At 49.5% G+C, this 22535-nt stretch carries 16 protein-coding genes; 12 read left to right on the top strand and 4 right to left on the bottom strand.

Annotated features, from left to right (window positions below):
• The first annotated feature begins 55 nt into the window (after positions 1-55).
• From ACXAGR_RS16225 to ACXAGR_RS16180, 10 genes are all read left to right on the top strand, one after another.
• A complete protein-coding gene (locus ACXAGR_RS16225) occupies positions 56-1243 on the top strand; it encodes an amidase (protein ID WP_474844391.1) in 1188 nt (395 codons plus the stop codon).
• On the top strand, positions 1243-2856 hold the full coding sequence (locus ACXAGR_RS16220) for a gamma-glutamyltransferase family protein (protein ID WP_474851286.1): 1614 nt from the start codon (positions 1243-1245) through the stop codon (positions 2854-2856). Before ACXAGR_RS16225 ends, ACXAGR_RS16220 begins: the two co-directional genes overlap by 1 nt.
• 2 nt (positions 2857-2858) lie before the next feature.
• Positions 2859-3689, top strand: coding sequence for a sulfite exporter TauE/SafE family protein (locus ACXAGR_RS16215; RefSeq protein ID WP_474851284.1), 831 nt, complete (start codon positions 2859-2861; stop codon positions 3687-3689).
• Complete coding sequence (locus ACXAGR_RS16210) at positions 3686-4912, top strand: pyridoxal-phosphate-dependent aminotransferase family protein (RefSeq protein WP_474851282.1); 1227 nt, start codon at positions 3686-3688, stop codon at positions 4910-4912. The genes ACXAGR_RS16215 and ACXAGR_RS16210 overlap by 4 nt, the downstream gene beginning before the upstream one ends.
• Complete coding sequence (locus tag ACXAGR_RS16205) at positions 4905-6134, top strand: allantoate amidohydrolase (RefSeq protein WP_474851280.1); 1230 nt, start codon at positions 4905-4907, stop codon at positions 6132-6134. Before ACXAGR_RS16210 ends, ACXAGR_RS16205 begins: the two co-directional genes overlap by 8 nt.
• Before the next feature lie 33 nt (positions 6135-6167).
• The gene (locus tag ACXAGR_RS16200) at positions 6168-6533 is read left to right on the top strand and encodes an AraC family ligand binding domain-containing protein (RefSeq protein ID WP_119501609.1); all 366 of its coding nucleotides are present in this window, start codon (positions 6168-6170) and stop codon (positions 6531-6533) included.
• A gap of 306 nt (positions 6534-6839) precedes the next feature.
• On the top strand, positions 6840-8312 hold the full coding sequence (locus ACXAGR_RS16195; RefSeq protein ID WP_474851278.1) for an adenosine deaminase family protein: 1473 nt from the start codon (positions 6840-6842) through the stop codon (positions 8310-8312).
• Entirely contained in the window at positions 8296-9732 is a 1437-nt protein-coding gene (locus ACXAGR_RS16190; RefSeq protein ID WP_474844397.1) for a uracil-xanthine permease family protein, read from the top strand. Before ACXAGR_RS16195 ends, ACXAGR_RS16190 begins: the two co-directional genes overlap by 17 nt.
• A gap of 195 nt (positions 9733-9927) precedes the next feature.
• Positions 9928-12363, top strand: a complete 2436-nt coding sequence (locus tag ACXAGR_RS16185) for a TonB-dependent siderophore receptor (RefSeq protein WP_474844398.1) — start codon at positions 9928-9930, stop codon at positions 12361-12363.
• 105 nt (positions 12364-12468) lie between these two features.
• Positions 12469-13527 (top strand): purine nucleoside permease, encoded by a 1059-nt coding sequence (locus ACXAGR_RS16180; RefSeq protein ID WP_474851276.1) that lies wholly within the window; start codon positions 12469-12471, stop codon positions 13525-13527.
• A 90-nt stretch (positions 13528-13617) separates the two neighbouring features.
• On the opposite strand, the gene ACXAGR_RS16175 is transcribed toward ACXAGR_RS16180, so the two are convergent.
• Positions 13618-14619 carry an adenosine deaminase gene (locus ACXAGR_RS16175; RefSeq protein ID WP_474851274.1) on the bottom strand — a complete coding sequence of 334 codons (1002 nt, stop codon included), beginning with the start codon at positions 14617-14619 and terminating at the stop codon, positions 13618-13620.
• A 357-nt stretch (positions 14620-14976) separates the two neighbouring features.
• On the opposite strand from ACXAGR_RS16175, the gene ACXAGR_RS16170 reads away from it, so the two are divergent.
• On the top strand, positions 14977-16308 hold the full coding sequence (locus ACXAGR_RS16170; protein ID WP_474844401.1) for an NCS2 family permease: 1332 nt from the start codon (positions 14977-14979) through the stop codon (positions 16306-16308).
• 63 nt (positions 16309-16371) lie between these two features.
• Here the strand turns inward: ACXAGR_RS16170 and ACXAGR_RS16165 are convergent, their stop codons facing one another.
• Positions 16372-16815, bottom strand: a complete 444-nt coding sequence (locus tag ACXAGR_RS16165; RefSeq protein WP_474844402.1) for a RidA family protein — start codon at positions 16813-16815, stop codon at positions 16372-16374.
• Positions 16816-16951: 136 nt separating this feature from the next.
• Between ACXAGR_RS16165 and ACXAGR_RS16160 the strand changes: the two genes are divergently transcribed.
• Complete coding sequence (locus ACXAGR_RS16160; RefSeq protein WP_474851273.1) at positions 16952-20539, top strand: transporter substrate-binding domain-containing protein; 3588 nt, start codon at positions 16952-16954, stop codon at positions 20537-20539.
• 33 nt (positions 20540-20572) lie between these two features.
• Here ACXAGR_RS16160 and puuE read toward each other — a convergent pair whose 3' ends face one another.
• A complete protein-coding gene (gene puuE, locus ACXAGR_RS16155; RefSeq protein ID WP_474851271.1) occupies positions 20573-21493 on the bottom strand; it encodes an allantoinase PuuE in 921 nt (306 codons plus the stop codon).
• Positions 21490-22143, bottom strand: a complete 654-nt coding sequence (locus tag ACXAGR_RS16150; RefSeq protein ID WP_119501618.1) for a TetR family transcriptional regulator C-terminal domain-containing protein — start codon at positions 22141-22143, stop codon at positions 21490-21492. The genes puuE and ACXAGR_RS16150 overlap by 4 nt, the downstream gene beginning before the upstream one ends.
• Between the last annotated feature and the right edge of the window lie 392 nt (positions 22144-22535).

The following is a 22535-nucleotide window of genomic DNA, read 5'->3' as shown; positions in this document are numbered from 1 at the left end:
GACAGATTGGTGAAACGATTGTTTCATAGAATAACGCAATCCGACCGTTCCAGTCATGCATACCACAACAAACCCGTTTATGACTTTACCGCAAAAGTCAGGTGCACCACTGTGCATACAGAATAATACCGCTGTGCCTCTTGCCAGCTATCGACTTGCCGTTAAGGATCTTTTCCATATGGCAGGGCTTCCCACATCTGCAGGCAATCCGGACTGGCTGAGCAGCCACCCTCTTCCTTTAGCAACGTCGCCGGTGGTAACTGACTTAATTCAGCATGGTGCCAGGTTTGTGGGCAAAACGCTTACAGACGAGCTGGCTTACAGTCTGAACGGACAAAATAAGCATTATGGTACACCGGAGAACCCGGCGGCTCCGGACCGGCTGCCCGGTGGTTCCAGTTCCGGTTCAGCCACAGCAGTCAGCCTGTATCTTGCAGATATCGGGCTCGGTACTGACACCGGCGGCTCCATTCGCGTTCCGGCCAGCTATCAGGGTTTATTTGGATTACGTCCTACACACGGTGAAATAAGCACTGACCACATGGTGGCGCTGGCGCCATCCTTTGACACCGTAGGTGTGATGACCAGGGATCTGACAACCCTTGAAAACACCGTTGCGGTGTTGCTCCCCCACCTCCAGGACACTGAGACACTACCACTAAGTCTGGTAACCAACCTGACGGACCGTTGCGGGCATAAAGAAGCCATTCTGCAGTGGTATGAAACACAGGCTTCACTGCATGCTGAATTGTTTATGCCGCCGTGCGAACTGACCACAGAAGTCTGGCAGACCGGTGAAACATTCAGAGTCATCCAGGGCCATGAAATCTGGCAACAACACGGACACTGGCTGAGTAATAACCGGCCGGACATCGCATCGGACATTCAATTGCGTCTGAATAGTTGTGCTGCGTTAACCAGCCATGAAGTTGATGAAGCGAAACAGCGCAGAGAGGCGTTCAATGCCTGGTTTTCAGAGGTGGTTTCAAACCGCATTCTGGTGATGCCGACAACCCCCGGCATCAGTCCGCTAATATCTACACCGGCGGAATCATTAGCCGGATACAGAAACCAGCTACTCTCACTGACATCCCTGGCAGGTTTAAGCGGATGTCCCCAGTTACACCTGCCTCTGTTCAGTTTACACAATGCTCCCTGTGGCCTTTCTCTTCTGGGCCCGCGGGGAAGTGACAGGCAACTGCTTAAGATTGCCCGTACCCTATTATCAGGAAAACAACAATAATGACTAAAAATACAATGAGCGGATTCACTGCCCCTCACTATGCTGCAGCGCAGGTGGGGAATGCCATCCTTGAAAAAGGAGGCACAGCGATTGAAGCTATGGTAGCGGCTGCCGCCTCTGTTGCCGTTGAATACCCTCATATGAACGGCTTAGGCGGTGATGGTTTCTGGTTGATCAGCGAACCCGGCAAAGCGCCGGTAGGCATTGATGCAGCAGGCATTGCGGCAAAGCATGCAACGCCGGCGTTTTATAAAGGGCTGAACGCCATCCCTGAACGTGGAGGAAAAGCGGCACTGACTATGGCAGGCGCTGTATCAGGCTGGCAGAAAGCGCTTGAAATCAGCGCACACTGGCAAACGCCTTTACCACTGGGCACCCTGTTAGACACAGCTGTCAATCAGGCAAGCTGGGGCATTGAAGTCACTCAAAGTCTGAGTGATGCCAGCTTCAAAACCTTTGACACACTCGCCGGCGATCCGGCTTTCGACCAGTTTCTGATTAAGGGGAAGGCCCTTAAGAAAGGCAAGATAGTTAAATTGCCTAAACTGGCCGAAACCTTAAAGCATCTGGCTGAAGCCGGTCTCGACGATTTCTACCGGGGTGAAACCGCAGAAAAACTGGCTGCCGATTTGCAGGCTGCAGGTTCTCCGGTCACCCTTGAAGACTTTCACAGCTATGAAGCCAGGCTGGTTGAGCCCCTGAGTGTCACCACCTCTAAAGGGACTTTATACAACCTGCCAGCGCCTACACAGGGTATTGCTTCGTTACTCATTCTGGCGTTGTACGACAGGGTTTGGCAGCAAGGTTCTGATGATGCCGACATGGTGCATTTACTGATTGAATGTACCAAACAAGCTTTCATCAAACGAAACCGCTATGTCACCGATCCAAGCCGTCTCAGCGTTGATTTGCAAAGTTTGCTTTCGCCGGAATCATTGCAAGATATGCAACAGCATATACATCTGGAAAGTGCACAGGCCTGGCCACATCCGGCCATTCCCGGCGACACAATCTGGATGGGCGCATGTGACAGCGAGGGCCGGATGGTAAGTTACATTCAGTCCCTTTACTGGGAATTCGGAAGCGGTGTAGTCAGTCCGTCGACAGGAATAGTGTGGAATAACCGCGGGACGTCATTTTCTCTGGATGCCTCCAGTCACCAGTATCTGCAACCGGGACTGACCCCTTTCCATACGCTGAACCCTGCCTATGCAGAGCTCAACGATGGCCGGCGCATCAGTTACGGCACCATGGGAGGCGAAGGGCAACCACAAACCCAGGCAGCGCTGTTTGCCCGTCACGTTTATCACAATCAACCGCTGGATAAATCCATTGCACTGGGTCGCTGGCTGCTCGGCCGGACCTGGGGTGATGTGAGCCATAATCTGAAAGTTGAACGTGACGTCAACGACTATGTGGGCGAAGCATTACGGTCCAGGGGACATGACATGGTTGTTGTTGAAGCCTGTAACGAACTGATGGGCCATGCCGGCGCAGTAGTCAGACATCCTGACGGCAGTACACAAGCAGCCACCGATCCCCGCAGTGATGGTAAAGCCTTTGCTACGGCGTCATCTGTTTCAGCGGCATCCGCCGGTCAGGGAGAAATATAAAAATGGCATTTATCAGTGAAAATTTAACCATTATTTTGGCCATGATGGGCACCGGTGTTTTCGCCGGACTACTGGCCGGGTTACTGGGTGTCGGAGGGGGCATTGTCATCGTACCGGTGTTGTTTTTTCTTTATCAGGCCCTGGGAATAAGCGCTGATACTGCCATGATTGTGGCAACGGCCACATCACTGGCCACCATTGTTCCTACATCGGTCAGTTCAATTATGGCCCATAACAGGAAAGGCAATGTCGACTTTGAGTTACTTAAACACTGGGCAATTTTCATATTACTTGGTGTACTGGCCGGCAGCTATCTGGTGACAAAAACCGACGGAAAATGGCTTGCCATGATGTTCGGTATCATCGCTACCCTGTCGGCGCTGAACATGCTGATTGGTAAGAAAAATGCCATCGCACAATCGCTGCCCGGTAAGGGCGGTCAAAGTATTATGGCTACCTGTATCGGCTTTTTCAGCAGCATGGTTGGCATCGGGGGCGGCACGTTAACTGTTCCCACTCTGACCTTTTGTAACTATCCCGCCCACCGTGCGGTAGGAACAGCCGCAGCAGTGGGACTGATCATTTCTCTCCCCGCAGCGTTAACCATGTTGATTGTGGGTGAACGCCCTGCTGACGCACCGTTTGCCACTTTCGGGCTGGTAAACCTTCTGGGCTTCGTCTGTATTGTTCCCCTTACCGTGCTGTTTGCACCTGTTGGCGCAAGCATCGCGAACAAACTCAATCCTGCAATGCTTAAAAAAGTCTTTGCCCTTGTTCTTATCATCACCGGCGTGCGCATGCTCGCGCAGACGCTCATCCAGGAATTCCTATGAAACCGTTGTCTCTCCCTCCCCGCTTACTCATGGGCCCGGGCCCAATAAACTGCTATCCGCGTGTATTGCAGGCCATGTCTACCCAACTGGTGGGTCAGTATGACCCTGTGATGACAGGCTACATGAACGAAGTGATGGCCTTGTACCGGCAGGTGTTTGATACCCGAAATAAACAAACGCTGTTAGTTGACGGTACGTCACGGGCCGGTATTGAGGCTGTTCTGGTGTCCTGTATCGAACCCGGTGATAAGGTGCTGGTGCCGGTATTTGGCCGCTTCGGCCACTTACTGGCTGAAATTGCAGAGCGGGCCGGCGCGGAAGTTCATACTATCGAAACGCCCTGGGGCACGGTGTTTGAACCTGAACAAATTGAAGCAGCGATTCGTGAAGTCCGCCCGAAAGTACTGGCAATAGTGCAAGGCGATACATCCACAACGATGTTACAGCCTCTGGAGCATTTAGGTGAAATTTGCCGGAAATACGATGTACTGTTCTACAGTGACGCCACAGCATCGATTGGCGGCAACCCTTTCGAGACTGACGCCTGGGGCTTAGATGCGGTATCAGTGGGACTGCAAAAATGTTTAGGCGGCCCGAGTGGCAGTGCTCCTGTGACTCTGAGTGAAAAATACGTAGCCTGCGTGCGCAAGCGTCACCACGTTGAAGCCGGAATACGGGACAGTCATCACCAGGCGGCCAGCGGCTCCAGGATCCGTTCTAACTATTTCGACCTGCCTATGATCATGGATTATTGGGGGGAAGAACGCCTGAATCACCATACTGAAGCAGCATCAATGCTCTTTTGTGCCCGCGAATGCGCTGTGAATTTGCTGGAAGAAGGACAGGATCAGGTGCTTAAACGCCATCAACTGGCGGGTAACGCCATGCTGGCCGGCGTACTGGCAATGTCTCTGAAGCCTTTTGGTGATTTGAAAAACAAAATGACCAATGTCGTCGGCGTGACCATTCCTGACAACGTGGATGGCGAAGGGATAAGACACACGTTGCTTAACACCTTTAATATTGAGATTGGCACCAGTTTCGGCCCTCTGAAAGGCAAAATATGGCGTATCGGTACAATGGGCTATAACGCCCGCGAAGATGCGGTCTATCACACTCTTCAGTCTTTAGAAACCGTACTTCGCCGTGCCGGATTTGCCCTGCAGCCGGGCGCCGCGGTAGACGCAGCCATGGACGTTTATGCAGGTCAGCAACATGTCTGAATATCAGAGTCTTGCACAACTTGTGATGGCCAGACTGGACGAACTCGGGCAAATCAGCCAGTCACCTGACTACCTGGACAGACGCTATCTGACAGCCGAACACCAGCAGGCAAACCGGCTTGTTGCCACCTGGATGAGTGAAGCCGGCATGATTACCTGGCAGGATGCCGCCGGCAATTTGTGGGGACGACTGGAAAGTTCAGTCCCCGATGCACCCCGGTTTATTATCGGCAGTCATCTGGATACGGTTCCAAATGGCGGCAAATACGATGGCATGCTGGGCGTCATTGCGCCTGTTGCCATTGTGCAAATGCTTCAGGGCACACAATTCCCGCTTCCGTTTCACCTCGACATTGTCGGTTTCGGCGATGAGGAAGGCACCCGTTTCGGCTCTACATTACTGGGTAGCAGGGCACTCACAGGACAATGGCCGGACTCCTGGTCGAAACTTAAAGACGAAAATGGCCTGAGCCTGCCGGATGCTCTCCGGTCTTTCGGACTGGATTTCGACAATGTGAAGCAGGCAGACATTACGGCCAGCCGTCCGCTGGGTTATCTGGAGCTGCACATTGAACAGGGGCCGGTGCTGGAAAGTGCCAATCTGCCGGTAGGTGTGGTAACCGCTATATCCGGTGCCCGCAGATTCAACATTGATGTTGCCGGTATGGCGGGACATGCCGGTACCGTGCCTATGAACATGCGGCTGGACGCGCTGGCAGCAACCAGTGAAATGATTCTGGCCGTTGAAAATCAGGCCAGGATTCACGGCGTCGTTGCGACGGTAGGAAAAATTGAAAACCGCCCGAATGGCGTAAACGTGATATCAGGGAATACCCGTTTTTCACTGGATATCCGCAGTGAAGACGACAGCCACCGTGATGCTGTGCTGGAACAAATCATGCAGCAATTTAATCAGATTGCTGCCCGCAGAAAACTGACTCTGCATGTCGAGCAAACCCATAGTGCCGGCGCCGTGCATTGCGATCACCGGTTGCAGTCCATTTTAAAAACGGCCATCGGTGAATGCGGGATCCCCCCCTTTTCTCTGCCATCCGGTGCCGGACACGATGCCATGGCAATGGCCCTTATGTGTCCTGTTGCCATGATGTTTTTACGCTGCGAAAAAGGGATAAGCCATCATCCCGGGGAGTCCATTTTAACAGAGGATGTGGCAGTGGCGCTTGCAGCGTTACATGCAACCATTAAGCATTTAGCAAACTAAGATTTTTTGACCGTAAACCACGTTGGAGTGACGATGATTATTAAACGTATCTATAATGATGAAGAAGGGAAAAGTCACTTTGGAGAAGTGGAAATACCATTGTCAGACGGTGGCCCCATTGGCCTTTTATCTGAACGTTTTGACGCCGGTACTGTGATTTTCAGGGAAACCCCCGCCGATTACGATTTTAAATGGCACCCTGCCCCTGCGCGGCAACTGCTGTTTATCATCAAAGGTCGCGCAGAATTTAAAGTCTCCAACGGTGAGCGGCATGTTTTCGGTGCAGGCGATGTACTGCTGCTGGAAGATACAGAAGGTGAAGGCCATTGCAGCCGCGCTATGTACAACGAAGTACGCCATTCTATTTTTGTCACCCTGCCGGATCATGTGACATTCTGATCAACGGATTATTAATCGCCGGGCCCCGCGCAAAGAAGTGAAATCGAGCCGGGGCTTTATTATTTCCGCCCTGCAACGCCTTTACATGTCCAAAGTAGAGCAAACTCCCCAAAGAAGAGCAAATTCACCAAACAAGTGCACACGTTTTCTATGCATTTCCCCCTTTACCTGAATTGACTTATTAAATAAAAAATTTACTTATATTTTTCAATGAGATAAAAACTTACACCACAACATGACCACTTGGTCAGTTTATTGCAATCCTGTCATGCAAATTAACGCTCAATTACCCGAGAATTTGCTACTGTGTTTCGTCGTTCTTATCACATTGTTTTTTGTCTGATTATTCTTCTGCAGGCAAACCTGTCTTTTGCGCAATCGTCCCCTGCGGACATGAACAACTGGTTCCGAAATTTTAAACAAACCGCTACGCCCGCAGAACTTTACCGCTTTCTTCATGCCATGCCCAAGGGCGGCGATTTACATCATCATCTCACCGGCGCTGCTTTTAGTGAGTGGTGGTGGGAACTGGCGACTGATACTGAGCGTAACGGTGGCTATGAGTACTTCACCCGCACCCGTCTGACATTATGTGATGGCTTCGACGCCAATGCCTTTTCGCCGGCATCCCCTTACCTGCTGTTTAAAACCATACAGGCATCAACTTTCGCATCCCTCAGTGAATGCGAAAAGAAAGGTTATACGCCCCTTGCTGCATTAACCGCCAGTCAGAAAGAAGCTTTCCTCGACAGCCTGCGACTGGATAAAGATGGTGAAGGCCGTGATGAGTTCTTTCAGACCCACTGGCAACGGTTAAATGATCTGACCCGCAATCCTGTTCTGATCAGTGAATTATTGCTGCTGAACATGGAAGCCTATGCCAGAGAAAATGTGCAGTATCTGGAAACGCAGGCCGGCGTGCACGGCATGCTCAAACCCGACGGGACCGGCTATTCTGCCGAAGAGGCTTTAGCCATTATGCAGGCAGCCCTTAGCAGTGAACGGGCTGTCAAAACCGGCGTGACAGTGAAATTCCAGTATGCGCTGCTGCGCTTTCTGCCCGACGCTGAAGACACCCTGAAGTCGCTTTACGCATTTGTCGACGCTCACCGGGATATCTACAGAGGCATTAACCTTGTCGGCCGTGAAGACAACGACAAAGGCTACCCCCTGCGTTTCCTGACTGTCTTCCGGGCACTGCGCCAACAGTATCCTGCTATCCCCCTCTCAATTCATGCCGGTGAAGTGGATGAACCTAACCGCCATGTCCGCGATACGCTCTTACTGGGCGCTGACAGAATTGGCCACGGTTTAAATACCATTACCGATCCGGACACCCTGCTATTGATGCGCCACGGTCCTTACCTGATTGAAATTAATCTGATTTCGAATTTTTTACTTGAATATGTAAGCCAGTACAGCGAGCACCCCTTCGCCGAATATCTCCGCACCGGTATTCCGGTTGCCTTATCAACGGATGACCGTGGTATGTGGGATTCAACGCTCACCGATGAATTCTATGTCGCCGTGTCTCAGTTTAACCTTTCATGGCAGGAACTGCGTGTTCTGGTAAATAACTCTGTTCAGTTCAGTTTCCTGACAGATGAAGAAAAGACACCTCTGCTTAGCCGTCTAAACGAGCATCTGGATGCATTTGAGAAAAAAGTCATCAGTCAGCAAGCTCTGCCCGTCTATGCCGCCCCCCGCCAGTTCATTTGTAAATTTGAACCACAAATATGCACGTCACCTCAAGGAGAGGACAGTGTCAGCAAACCCTGAATTGTTGTATGGTCTTGAAGACCGCCCTAACCTGCTGAAAACCTCCACGGCAGCATTTCAGCATGTGCTGGCGAGCTTTGTAGGGGTTATTACGCCCACACTGATTATCGCCGCTGCACTGGGTTTAGAATCACACTTCCCGTTTCTGGTCAGTATGGCGTTGTTTGTCTCTGGCCTGGGAACGGTGATCCAGACCAAACGAATTGGCTGCATCGGCAGCGGACTGGTTGCCGTTCAGGGCACCAGTTTTGCTTTTGTCAGTGCGCTTATACTGGCCGGCACAACAGTGCGCAGCCGCGGGGGCAGCGACGATGATGTAATGGCTATGCTGATGGGCATTTCTATGGCCGGCGCGCTGGTAGAGGTGGGCTTAAGCTTTTTTATACACCGTCTTAAACGTCTGCTGAGCCCGGTCATCACCGGCATTGTGATTACATCTATCGGCTTGTCGCTGATTAAAGTAGGCATGACAGACCTTGCCGGCGGTTTCGGTGCAACTGATTTCGGTCAGCTCAACCATGTTGGTCTTGGTTTATCCGTGCTGTTCATCATCATTTTCCTTAATGCATCATCAAACTTATGGCTGCGGCTAAGTGCCATTTTTATCGGCATGGCGCTGGGCACTTTGTGTGCGTGGAGCTTTGGCAATGTCTCATTTGCTCATTTGTCAGACCTGCCCGTTCTGGCGTTTCCGGCTCCCTTTCAATACGGTATTGCTTTCGACTTCAGCCTGTTCCTGCCCGTTGCATTAATATACCTGTTCAGTGCGCTGGAAACCGCCGGCGATCTCACGGCTAACAGCGTATTTTGTAACCAACCTATTAAAGGCCCGGTCTATATCAAACGTATTCAGGGCGGCATATTGGGTGATGGCATAAACTCAGTGCTGGCAGCCTGCTTCAACACATTTCCTAATACCACTTTCGGTCAGAATAACGGTGTGATTCAGTTAACCGGAATTGCCAGCCGACGCGTCGGCATAGCTATCGGCATTTTCTATCTGCTGTCCGGCATCTTTCCCGTTATCGGCGGTATTCTTCAGGCGATTCCTAAAGCCGTGCTTGGCGGCGCCACTCTGGTCATGTTCGCTATGGTGGCAGTGGGCGGTCTGAAAATTCTGATGCAGCAAACCCTGGACAGACGAACCAGCTTGATAACAGCGTCGGCGCTGGGAATGGGTATGGGAGTGATGATGGTACCGGCGATGACGAATGGTTTTCCGGAATGGCTGGCAAACATCGTTGCCTCACCGGTCACCATGGCGGGGATCACTGCGGTATTTCTAGATGTGATTTTGCCGGAAACTGGCAAACCTTTACCAAAAAAACACGTTTTTGACAATTCACCAAAAGAACAAAAGAAATTAGGTCCCGATCTGGTGCAAAATACGCGCCTTTCGCACCATGAGGGTGCAAATTAGCGCATCTGAAATCAATTTGCACGATAAATTTTCTGCCAAAATAATAATAACCATAAAATAAATATAAAAATCAATAATTTAAACTTAAAAATCTTCTTGACCAATCGGACAACTTATTGGCACTTAATGTGCTTCTGCTGGTCTGGCAACGTTTAAGCCGCCCGTAGAGGCTGATTACTAAAACAGAGGAAAAACATGAAACACACTCTTTTTGCGGTATCTCCGCTTGCTAAAGCCATTGCATTTGGCCTGGTTTTAGCCCCGGCGTCGGTATTTGCTCAGGAAGCAAATACCCCCTCCGATGAAGAAGTTGAAAAAATTGAAGTGACCGGTTCACTGGGCAGCTTACCTGGCCAGGACGTTGAAGCCGTATTCGGTTTCGGTAAATCAATTTTAGAGACACCGCGTTCGGCTTCAACCATCAGCTCTGAGCAAATGGAGCGTTTCAATGTGTCAGACATTGATGAACTTGTGGCCTTCGCACCGGGTACATTCACCCAGTCATTCTTCGGTGTTGCAGGTTCACTGGATGTGCGTGGTAACCCGGGTGAAGCTTATTTCCGTGGCATGAAGCGTCTTGATAACCCGGGTAACTATCCGACTCCTATCGGTGCATCAAGCCGTATCGATATTGTTCGTGGTCCTGCTTCTCCTATCTACGGCCCGTCTAAAATTGGTGGTTACCTGAACTTTAACCCTAAATCAGCCCGTGCATCATCCGGTCAGTATCTGGATGCACCTACCGGCGCTATGTCGTATACCCACGGAACATGGGATAAAAGCATTGTAACTGCTGAAGTTGGCGGTCCGGCTTCTATCGCAGGCAAAGAAATGGGTTATTACGTATATGGTGAAGTTGAGAATTCAGGAAGTTATTACGAAAATTCAGCCACTGATCAATCTATCCTGCAGGCTTCATTCAACATTGATTTAACTGATAATCTGCGTGTTGAATTCGGTGGCATGTACCATAAGTACGATGGTAACCAGGTAGCAGGCTGGAACCGCCTGACTCAGGAACTGGTAGACAACGGTACTTATATTACCGGTACTGCTCAACCTCTGGATACAGACGGTGACGGTTCTATCTCCCATGAAGAATACGGCGCAGTGAATCTGGCGGGTAACAGCTTCTTCTATGTACCGGCAGCTTCTTTCACTGATTCAGAAGCCACAGAGTTGATGGCGCTGGAAAACGTGGGTACTACCACACTAAGTGGTTCACAAACGCTGGTAGCGCCTGACGACCAGCTGGTCAATGAAGCCAACACCTTCTATTTCGATGTTATCTATTACGCTGACAGCTGGGAAATTAAGAACCAGTTTTTCTACGACGGCTATGACAACATCAACGAAAATGCCTACGGTTTCTCTCAATTCCACGACAGCTGGGTAATTGAAGACAAAGTAGTATTCTCTACGGAATATGAAACCAACTCACTGCTTGCACAGTTCCAGGTATCGCCTTCAATCCGCTATACCGACTTCCTGCACGGTGATGATTTCACTTATGAATATTTCAACCGTCGCGATCTGACCATGCCGTCTTCTGCACTGGACCGCCGTTTACTGGCAACCCGCAGTGGCATGAACTACGACAACTATGACGAAGGTAACTACCTGGACTTAGGTTTTGCAGCAATGACAGACCTGACCTGGGACTTCGGTCTGAACATCGTATTGGGTCTGCGTTACGATACCATCGATATTGAATCTACTTCACGACAGGATCTGTTACTGCCGGGCGCCCGCCTTGAAGGAAACGAAGGCACACCGGTGTATGAGGAAGAAACCGTTGATGGCGTATCCTGGAACACCAGTATCTCATACACTACCCCATGGGGCCTGATCCCGTACATTACTGTGGCTGAACAGGCGACACTGGTTGCCGGTCAGGGTGCTGAAATTACCGTGGGCCAGCTCAACAATGCTGATGGCAGTGGTGCATTTGACACGTCAGATCTGTTCGAATACGGTATTAAAGGTTCATTCCTGGACGACAGCCTGTATTTTGCATTATCTGTATATGAGCAGGAACGTACTGACTACAACAGCCAGGCCATCGTAACAAATGCGACAACTCACAACGAAGGTGTCGAGTTAGAACTACGCTGGGTAGTCAATGAAAACCTGGTTGTTTCTGCCGGTTACACCAATGTTGAAGTTATCAACCTGACTGCCCGTGAAAATGGCAGCCAGTTTGGCTTCCTGGGCCTGGAAGATCTCACCGGTCTGGAAGATCCTTCACTGGTACTGGGTGGTAACGTTATCGGCCTGAACCTGGTTGGTGAAGGTACAAGCAACCCGAAAGCCAAGAAAGCCGGTATTCCGGATAACATCTACACACTGACAGCCACCTATGACTTCCAGAATGGTTTTGCCAGCAGTGTCAGCATCATTGATGCAGATGAAGCACCTTCCGGTTTCTCAGGTTCAGTGATGTTGCCAGCCTACACGCTGGTGAACGCAGGTCTGTCATACCAGACAGAGCAGTGGGATATTAACTTCACTGTTAAAAACTTAACGGATGAGCGCTACTTCCGCGCGAACTTCCCTGACCTGTTCGGCAGCCAAATCGTCTTGCCTGAACTGCCTCGTCACTTCAACGTGAAGTTTGGTTATAAGTTCTGATCAAACTGACACGTACCGCAACGGCATGCATTCGCATGCCGTTTTAATATGTGCAGTACCTTCAATTTATTCTGAGGCGATTGCTGCATCAACAAGGAGTTATTTGTGAAAAATACTGTGTCAGCCATCCTTGGTTTCTGCCTGCTCAGTCTTACCACCCTCAGCCACGCTGCTGCCCCGCTAAAGGTAAAAGCCGTGGTCGTTACGATGTTTGAAATCGGTGAAGACGAAGGTGACAAAGCCGGTGAATTTCAAATGTGGAAAGAACGTTATGGCCTGGATACCCGTTTTCCTTTCCCCCAGTCTTTCCACGACATCTACGCCAATGAAGATAAAGGTGTGCTTGCCATCGTAACAGGTATGGGCACAGCACGTGCTTCTGCAGCCATTATGGCACTGGGGCTGGACCCCCGTTTTGACTTAACCGAAGCCTACTGGCTGGTTGCCGGTATTGCCGGTATGGATCCGCAGGACGGTACAATCGGATCCGCAGTCTGGACACGCCATCTGGTGGATGGTGATCTTGCCCATGAAATTGATGCCAGAGAAATATCTGCTGACTGGCCTTCAGGCTATTTTCCCTTATTCGCTAACGGCCCGCAAACCGATGCAGGCCGCCCGGCTGTTAACGGCGAAATGCACAAGCTGAATACCGGTTTAAGTGAATGGGCATTCAATATGACGAAATCGTTGAAACTCATGGACACTGAAGCCATGGCTGAATTGCGTGCACGTTATAAAAACTATCCCAACGCGCGGACCACGCCAAAAGTCATGATCGGTGATCATCTGGCGGCTTCCACTTTCTGGCATGGTAAACTGCTGAATGACTGGGCTAACGACTGGGTATCATTATGGACCCGTGGTGAAGGCAACTTCATGACTTCCGGTATGGAAGATACTGGCAGTTACCAGTCGATGATTTATCTGGACCGTGCGGGTAAAGCCGACAAGAACCGTTTTATGGTGTTGCGCACGGCAAGTAACTTCACTATGCAGCCGGAAGGACTGACCGCCGCAGAGAACCTGGCGATGGAACGTGAAAACGGCGGCTATGCGGCAATGGTACCGTCGCTGGAAGCGGCCTATCTTGCTGGCAGTACAGTGATAAATGAGTTGGTTGAAAACTGGGATAAATATCAGAAACACATCCCGGGAGAATAAACGGCCCGCTAAACCTGAACGTCAGGCAATAAAATGAAAAACGGCGCAGTCATTACTGCGCCGTTTTTGATTGTTGATCCCGCTGTCGTGCTACTGCACTGCATCCACTGCATTATGCCAGTGAAGTTTTTCTTCCTCAGACAGGAAACTGGCCGTAAAACTGTTTTTCACCAGCTTACGTAACTGCTCTTCATTCATCCCCAGTGCAGATTCCAGTGCATCAAAGTTCTCATTCATGAAACCACCGAAATACGTAGGGTCATCAGAATTCACTGTTACCAGCAGTCCTTCTTCCAGTAACGACAGAATATTGTGCTTCGCCATATCATCTATGACACACAGTTTCAGGTTACTCAGCGGACAAACTGTCAGGGGGATTTGCCTGTGTTTGATGAGCGCCAGCAGCTCGTCATCTTCGCTGCACCGCACACCGTGATCAATCCTGTCGATATTGAGCAGATTGATAGCTTGCCAGATATACTCAGGCGGCCCTTCTTCACCGGCGTGGGCAACGACTTTAAAACCAAGGGAGCGGGCCTGACTGAAAACCCGTTCAAATTTTTCAGGAGGATGTCCCAGTTCCGAACTGTCCAGACCCACAGCATCAATATTGTCGTACCAGGGCTCGGCATCCTGCAATGTCTGAATGGCCGACTCTTCACTCAGATGGCGTAAAAATGAGAGGATAAGTTTCACACTCATTCCCCAGCCTTCCTGCGCCTCCCTGATGGCTTTCAGGAAACCCGTCATAAATGTCCGGTAAGATACATGACGTTCCGTGTGAGTTTGCGGATCAAACATGATCTCAGCGTGAACAATGTTTTCTTCCTTACATTTCAGCAGGTATGCCATCATCAGTTGATAGAAATCGTCCTCAGTACGCAGCACATCCGCACCGGCGTAATACAAGTCAAGAAAGCTCTGTAAGTCTGAAAACTGATAAGCAGCTTCGATATCCGCAACAGACTGATACGGCAATTCTACGCCATGGCATTGTGCCAGCTCCCACATCAGAGACGGTGACAATGTACCTTCGATATGTAAATGCAGTTCTGCTTTAGGCAGTGCACGGATTAACGTTTTTAGCGACATAATGGATTTTCCTCTCCGTTGGCATAACGGCAATGCACGGAGTATTTTTTCTTAGCGGTTTGCACCAAAATAACACACTATTGCACTCGTGGTGCAACTTCACCTTTTGTCGTGACAGTATTGTATCTGTAACAACTGAAAATTTGCTACAATCCCGCCCCTTAAGTTTATGAAATGCCTGCTCCTTTCCGGCACCGCCTTCCATAAACTTCCGGCAAATCAATCACTGGCCGGACTGCACTACTGTATCAAGCTGAAAAGCAAGCACAAAACGAACCATTTCTGACTAAGTGGTCAGGATTTTGCTTTATCCGGCTTCAGATAATACGCATAAATAGAATAATCCGGGGAGACCCCATGTCACACGCTTTATTAGAACGCCTGTTTAAGCTGCAGGCACATGGTACAAATGTTAAAACCGAAGTCATCGCCGGTTTAACAACCTTTGCTGCGATGTCTTATATTCTGGTCGTAAACCCGGGCATTCTGGGGCTGAGCGGTATGCCCGTAGAAGGCCTTATTACTGTTACCGCCCTCGCCGCGTGCGTGGGTAGTTTGCTGATGGCTGCCATGACAAATTACCCGGTGGCACTGGCTCCCGGCATGGGCTTGAATGCGTTTTTTACTTTTACCATTTGTATGGGTCGTGATGTCCCCTGGGAAGCGGCGTTGGGTATCGTATTCTGGAACGGCATCTTGTTCCTTCTGCTCACCTTGACCGGCGTCCGGACGAAGGTTGCAGAGGCTGTGCCGCCCTCACTGAAAGTCGGCGTGCAGTGCGGTATCGGTCTGTTTATCGCTTTTATCGGATTAAAAAATGCCGGTCTGGTGGTGGATAATCCTGCGACGTTCGTCAGCTTAGGAGATTTATCCGATCCTGCTGTACTGCTTGCTTTTGCCGGTATTCTTCTGACCATCGTGGTAGTAATGCGTAATGTTACAGGGGGCATTCTGCTCTCTATCATTATTCTTTCCGTTGCCGGTGCGTTCATCCCGTCCGGTGACGGTTATCTCACCAACCATCCCGATGCTTTCTTTGGCATGCCGGATCCTATTGACGATACTTTCTTTGCTATGGATATCTGGTATCCCATCGAACATTTTGGTGAAACCTGGGACCTGATTTTTGCATTAATGTTTGTAAACATGTTCGACACTATCGGCACCCTCATCGGCGTGTCCCGACGTGCAAATCTGCTGGATGAAAAAGGCAAATTGCCTAAAATTGGCAGTGCGATGACCGCTGATGCGACCGCCAGTGTAGCCGGTGCAGCACTGGGTACATCACCGGTCACCAGTTATGTGGAGTCGGCTGCGGGTGTTTCCGCAGGAGGCCGGACAGGTTTAACTGCCATCGTTACTGCACTGTGTTTTCTGTTAGCGTTATTCCTGACTCCGCTGATGAAAGTCATCCCTCTCATGGCAACGACACCGGCACTCATCATGGTGGGGATCCTGATGATGGATTCCATCCGCCAGCTTGATTTCGATGATCTCGGCGCTTTGGCAACCGCTTCCGTAGCCTTGCTGGCAATGCCGCTAACATTCAGTATTTCAGAAGGTATTGCATTGGGATTCATTACCTATGTGGTCACCATGGCCGGCAGTGGCAGATACAAAGAAGTGAGTAAAATAACCTATATTCTCGCGCTGGTTTTCCTGCTCAGATACATCTTTGATTTGAAATAAAAGAAAAAGGAGTCCCTCTGCGGACTCCTTTGTGTTCTCAGCCCACCGTAGCGGGCAACGCGTTTATTCCATGTGCTTGTAGCCCATACATTCCACTTCCAGCATAGCTCCCATCGCCAGACCGTCAGCGCCGAAAGCGCTGCGCGCAGGTAACTTGCCTTTTTCAAAGTAGGTGACGTATACCTTGTTAAAGTCTCCCCATTGATTGATGTCGTCAATCATTACCGTGCATTTAAAAATATCATTCATCGTCAGGCCGGCAACCGCTGCCGCCGACTTAACATTATCCATGACCTGGTGGGCCTGCGCCGTCATGTTATCGGCCATTTTTCCTTGTTTATCCAAAGGGAGCTGACCGGACAGATACACGGTGTTGCCCACCTGAGTGGCAACAGAGAAAGGCGCATCCGGCGATGCAGAGGCAAAACGGGTAATACCCGCTGCCATGGAACTGGTTACCAGAGGAAGAGTGAGAAGTAAGGTGACCAGACTGCGAGTTTTAAACATACATTTGTCCTTGATGAAATAGAAGTACTGTCAGCTTTTAATTAAACCTTATCTAAATAAACTTTTAATTTTTGATAAGTAGAACTATGTTTAAAAGTTAACAACAGGGATACAAGTCAAACAGACAGGATTAATCGTGCAGTGCAAAAATCCGGGAGCAGGTACATTCATCAAATGTGAATACATACCGTTTTTTATTCCGTCTTTTTTATTATTTCTGATCTGTTTACCATTCTTTGCACCGGCACAGGATGCAAAGATTGCGCCTTCTGCAAACAACATCGACCTCGCCCCTCTGAGAATCGCTTTACTCATCCCTGACAGCACCCCGTTCTGGAACAGAGTTGCCAGTATAAGCAGGCGGGCCGCTACTGATCTGGGAATTGAGCTTGCCATTTATCCCTACGCTCTGTCGGCTGATAAAATGCGTGAGCAAGCTGAGAAAGCCCTCAACAGCAATGTAGACGGTCTGATATTTCAAGTGTGGACTGGTGCCGAAAAAGACGTGTTAACTCTGGCTGAAGCACACAAAGTACCTTCAATTTTAATTAATAACCGCATGCAGGATACAACCCTTAAGCCCCGCAAGCAGTTCCGGTATTGGATTGGCAGTATTACGGCCGACGACTATTCCATTGGCGAGCGATTAACAAGTGCTCTTACCCGGCATACACACCTCCATCGCAAACGCGATACCCACCGGATACTCGCCATTGGTGGTGACCCTGTTGATGCATCGTCCTCCCGCCGCCTGAGTGGATTAGATGCATACGTTGCCAGACATTCAGAAATCACCCGCGTCCAAAAAGAATATGCTTACTGGAGTGACGAAGAAGCAGGCCGGATATTTGAAGAAGCGTGGCTGAATGACCCTAATATTACGGAAGTTTGGTGTGCCAGTGATCTTATGGCAAAAGGCGTGGCGGATAAAATAGCTGAAATGGGGATCGCTGACCCGCCGGCAGTCGGCGGTGTCGACTGGGATACACCAACGGCTGACTATCTCGAATCAGGCCAGATAGTGGTCAGTATAGGTGGTCACTTTATGGATGGCGCCTGGGCAGTGGTGATGTTGCATGATTATCTTAATGGAGTGGATTTTGACAGCCAGAGAATTGAATTTGATTCTTTAATGATTACAGCGACACCGGATGATCTCACCCGTTACCTGCCCTTTTTTCAACTGCAACCGGACGGTATTCATTTTGACAGTCGCTCACTGATCAGAAACCCGCGCCTGATCAGCCACGATTTTACCATCAGCGAGATCCTGAACACAGATGCCGTTTCAGAACCGCTCCGGCTGACTGACCAGGAAAAAGCATGGTTAACGGCAAATCCGGTGATAAACGTTGCAGGTGAAACCAACAATGTGCCATTCAATTATACAGATGAAAGCAACAACAGCACAGGTTTTGCCATTGAGTTGCTGCGCTATGTGGCCAGCCAGACAGGTTCGCAAATTAATATAATCCGCAGTGACAGCGCCGAATACCTCAAAGAGGCTACCGCTAAGGGGCAAATCCATGTGATGCCGGTGATAAATCCAAAAGATACCCGGCCCGATAGTCTGCTGCTGTCCGACAGTTATTTGTCTTTATCGCAGTATTTTTTTTCAAGACCAAATACAGCGCAAATAAGTCGTCTGCAGGATACCGGAAACCGCACACTGGCAGTACCTGAAGACGATGAAGTCCTTGCGGCCCGTGTATCCCTGTTCCCTGAACTTCGCATTATCGAAGTGCCGGATTTAGAGGCAGCCATTATGGCTGTTTCCTCAGGACAAGCGGATCTGCTAGTCAGCAATTATGCATCTGTCGCATGGTATCTGGACAAACATTTTATCTCCAATATTAAAGTGAATGGTCTTCTGACTGAAAATGGCCATGCGGAACTTCATATGGCTGCCGGTCCTGAGGCCGCACCGTTTATGCAGGTTGTGAATAAAGCCCTCGCCACAATGCCAGCCAGTACGCGCAGTGCGCTGATTTATAAATGGCTGAGAGAAAACTCCAACGATTCATTTTATGCCGTAGAGCAAATCAGCCTGACAAGAGAAGAGCGTGACTGGTTAAAAACCAAAGACACCATAAGGTTAGGCGATGACTTTAAAACCCGACCGTTAAGCTTCCTTAACAAAACCGGAGACTTCAGTGGTTTAAGTGCAGATTTCATCCGACATTTTACCCGCCAATTAGGAATACCGGCAGAACTGACCATAACTAAAACCGGTGTGCCGGCAGAGCAGCGTCTGAAAGAAAAGTCTCTGGACATCATGCCGGCTCTGATTAAACCTCTGCAGCCTGCCACAGATATCCTTTATACCGATCCGTACTTGCTTTTTCCTGTGGTCATAGCCACCAGCACCAGTCAACCGCCGGTAAACAATCTGTGGCAACTTGCCGGAAAAGAAGTAGGCATTACGAATAACCATCTCGCAGAGAAGCTGGAAAAAGAGCACGCAGACCTCACATTCAGACGCTTTAAAACAACTGGTCAGGCGTTCTCTGCGCTCTCAGCCGGTAAGATTGATGCTGTACTGGGCAATCTTGCGGTGATCAGTGCAGCAGCGGCTGACAGCGAAAATCAAAGCTTTGCAATAACTGGAGCCACTGGTTATGCAGACGAAATAGTCATTGGCGTAAGAAGTGACTGGCCTGAATTTGTCAGCATGCTGAATAAAGCCATTGCCGCCATGGATATGCAGGAACGGGAAGCGATAAAGAATAAATGGCTGCGTGTGAACGTTGAGATCGGCACCGATACCCTGACCATTGTTATGTGGGCGCTGCCTGCCACTCTACTGGCCTGCTCTGTCATCTTTTACATCTATTTGTCGAACCGAAGGCTGAGCCAGGCTAAAGCCCAGATATCTGCCAGAACAAAAGAGCTGGAGAATACGAATCAGTCTCTTGAAGACACACTGTCAGAACTGAAATTTTCACAAAAACAGATGCTTGAACAGGAGAAAATGGCATCGTTAGGCAGCCTGGTCGCCGGCGTATCTCATGAAATTAATACGCCCCTTGGCATATCGGTAACGGCAATCAGTCATGTTGAACACCTCCTCGCAGAACTTGAACAGCGTTTTGACAGCAACAAGGTGACCAAAACCTTCATGCAACGGTTTATCAAAGAAGCGCAGGAAGGCAGCCTTGCCACGTCACTGAATCTATCCCGTGCAGCAAACCTGGTAAAAAGCTTCAAAAACATCTCTATGGACCACAATCAGGATTCAGTGAGAACCATTGAACTTGACCAGTATCTCAATGAAGTCCTCACCTCGTTACAGCCGCAGATCAAAAAGTCTGGTCATGAAATCGTGTCCGGTTGCGCAGAAAATATTGTCAGTGAGACCAGACCCGGTGCCATCGCACAAATTCTGACAAATCTCATTATGAACTCCCTCACCCACGCCTTTTCATCCAATGAAAAGGGCATGATTACACTGCATGCGAGACAAATTGGAAGCACCATTGAGCTGATTTACTGTGATAACGGCTGTGGTATGAATGGAGAGCAGTTAAAGCGCATCTTTGAGCCTTTCTTCACCACCAAACTGGGTGCTGGCGGCAGCGGGCTTGGCGCCCATATTATTTATAATCTTGTCACCAATGCTCTTCAGGGGACAATAAAAGTGGAAAGCTCTCCGGGTATGGGAGCCAAATTTGTGATTTGTTTTCCGGTCAGACTGAATCAAACAGATAACGGCGTCACAGGCTGAACCGGTAAGACGCCGTTATGCAGTCAAAACACTTTAATCTCCGCTATACGGGAAGTGTGTTTGCCAGTGTTTTGCAATCTCTTCCCGCGTTGCCAGCCATACCTTGTCGTGACTTTGCACGTATTCAATAAACCGCTTCAAAGCTGCCATACGGGCCGGACGACCCACGATACGGCAATGCAAGCCGATGGACAGCATTTTAGGCTGGCTGGCGCCTTCTTCGTAGAGAACATCAAAAGCATCTTTCAAATATTCAAAGAACTGCTGACCCCTGTTAAATCCCTGCGGCGTGGCAAACCGCATATCGTTGGTATCCAGCGTGTAAGGCACCATCAGCAGCGGCGCATCGTTTTGGGTATCGTAGTAGGGCAAATCATCCGCATAAGAATCTGCGCAGTAGAGAATATCATCCCGCTCTGCAATCAGCTTTAACGTGTTGGGGCTGGTGCGGCCTGTATACCAGCCTGCAGGTTTTTTGCCGGTGAGTTTTTCATGCAGGTTTACCGCTTCTTCAATTTGCGCCCGCTCGGTGTCGATATCCATATCCTGAAAATGAATCCAGCGCATGGCATGACTGGCGATTTCCCAGCCGGCATTCAGCATTGCCTCAACCGCTTCCGGGTGACGCTCCATTGCCATCGTTACGCCAAATACAGTGACCGGTACCGCTTTTTCTGTCAGCAACCGGTGCAAACGCCAGAAACCCGCCCGGCTGCCGTATTCGTAAAGCGATTCCATGCTCATGTGGCGGTCAGCATACGGCTGCGCACCGACAATTTCTGACAGAAAAATTTCTGAATGGGCATCACCGTGAAGCACGCAGTTTTCACCACCTTCTTCGTAATTCAGGACAAACTGTACTGCAATTCTGGCTTTACCCGGCCACTGTGGATCAGGAGGATTGGCACCATAGCCTTTCAGATCACGGGGATAACTGTTGCTAACATCACTCATGCTGTCACAATCCTGTATTTTTCCGGTACCGTTAAACCACAACCGGTTAACGTAACGGTTACCAGATGTCTGGTGGCTTCTTCAAAATCTGCTTTTTTCATTTTCGCGCCGCGAAGACGGGTAATTTGCGTTGAAAAGTCAGCGTAGTGCTGGGTGCTTGCCCAGATATTGAAAAGCAGATAATGGGGGTCAATGGCCTGCATTTTCCCCTGCTCTGTCCAGGCTTTCAAAATAGCCACACGACCGGCCATCCAGTCGCTGTGTTCATCATCAAAATAGTGATTCAGGTTTGGCGCACCATTGATAATTTCCATGGCAAAAATCTTCGAAGCCAGCGGGTGTGTTCTCGATAACTCCATTTTTTCGGCAATGTAATCTGCCAGCATTTGCGCAGGATCATCATCTGCAGTGGCTTTATCGAAACTGGAATTCCATAACGACATGGTTTCCTTGAGGACTGCCAGATAAAGTTCCTGCTTGGACTTGAAGTAATACAAAACATTGGTTTTAGGGAGTCCTGCTTTATCTGCTACCTGCTGAACAGATGTCCCTCTGAATCCCTGAGCAGCAAATGCTTTCTCTGCTGCTGCCAGAATGATCGCCCTGTTACGGGCTCCCACACTGGCATCCACTTTTGATGCTTGAGTCATGACGCCTTTTTGTTCCTTTTGAAATGGTCAAACCTGACTATTCAGTCATAGTGCCACAGTTGCTTAAATCAGTGATAAATTTTTCATTTATAGAATATTCTTGCGCGTATAAAACATTGCGCATACATCTTGCAGCGATTTTTTAAACAAAGGTCAGACGGGCTTTGTAAGGGTGAGTTAAATGCTGCGTACTCATTTTTTAAACAGCTTCTGAACAGCAGTTTGTTAACAGAACCTGATTTTTAGCCGCTGGCGATACGCTGACTAAAGAACAACCAACTTTGTTGGTGCGCACCATAAAAGTGCACAAAATCGTGCAAATTGCACCGCAAAAATACACGCCACTCGCAATGGCCTTTTTTTAACACAAAAATCTGACCATATGGTCTACT

The organism is Alteromonas sp. ABH4_457 (assembly GCF_056160625.1).
This window is presented reverse-complemented; position numbering and strand designations above follow the sequence as displayed.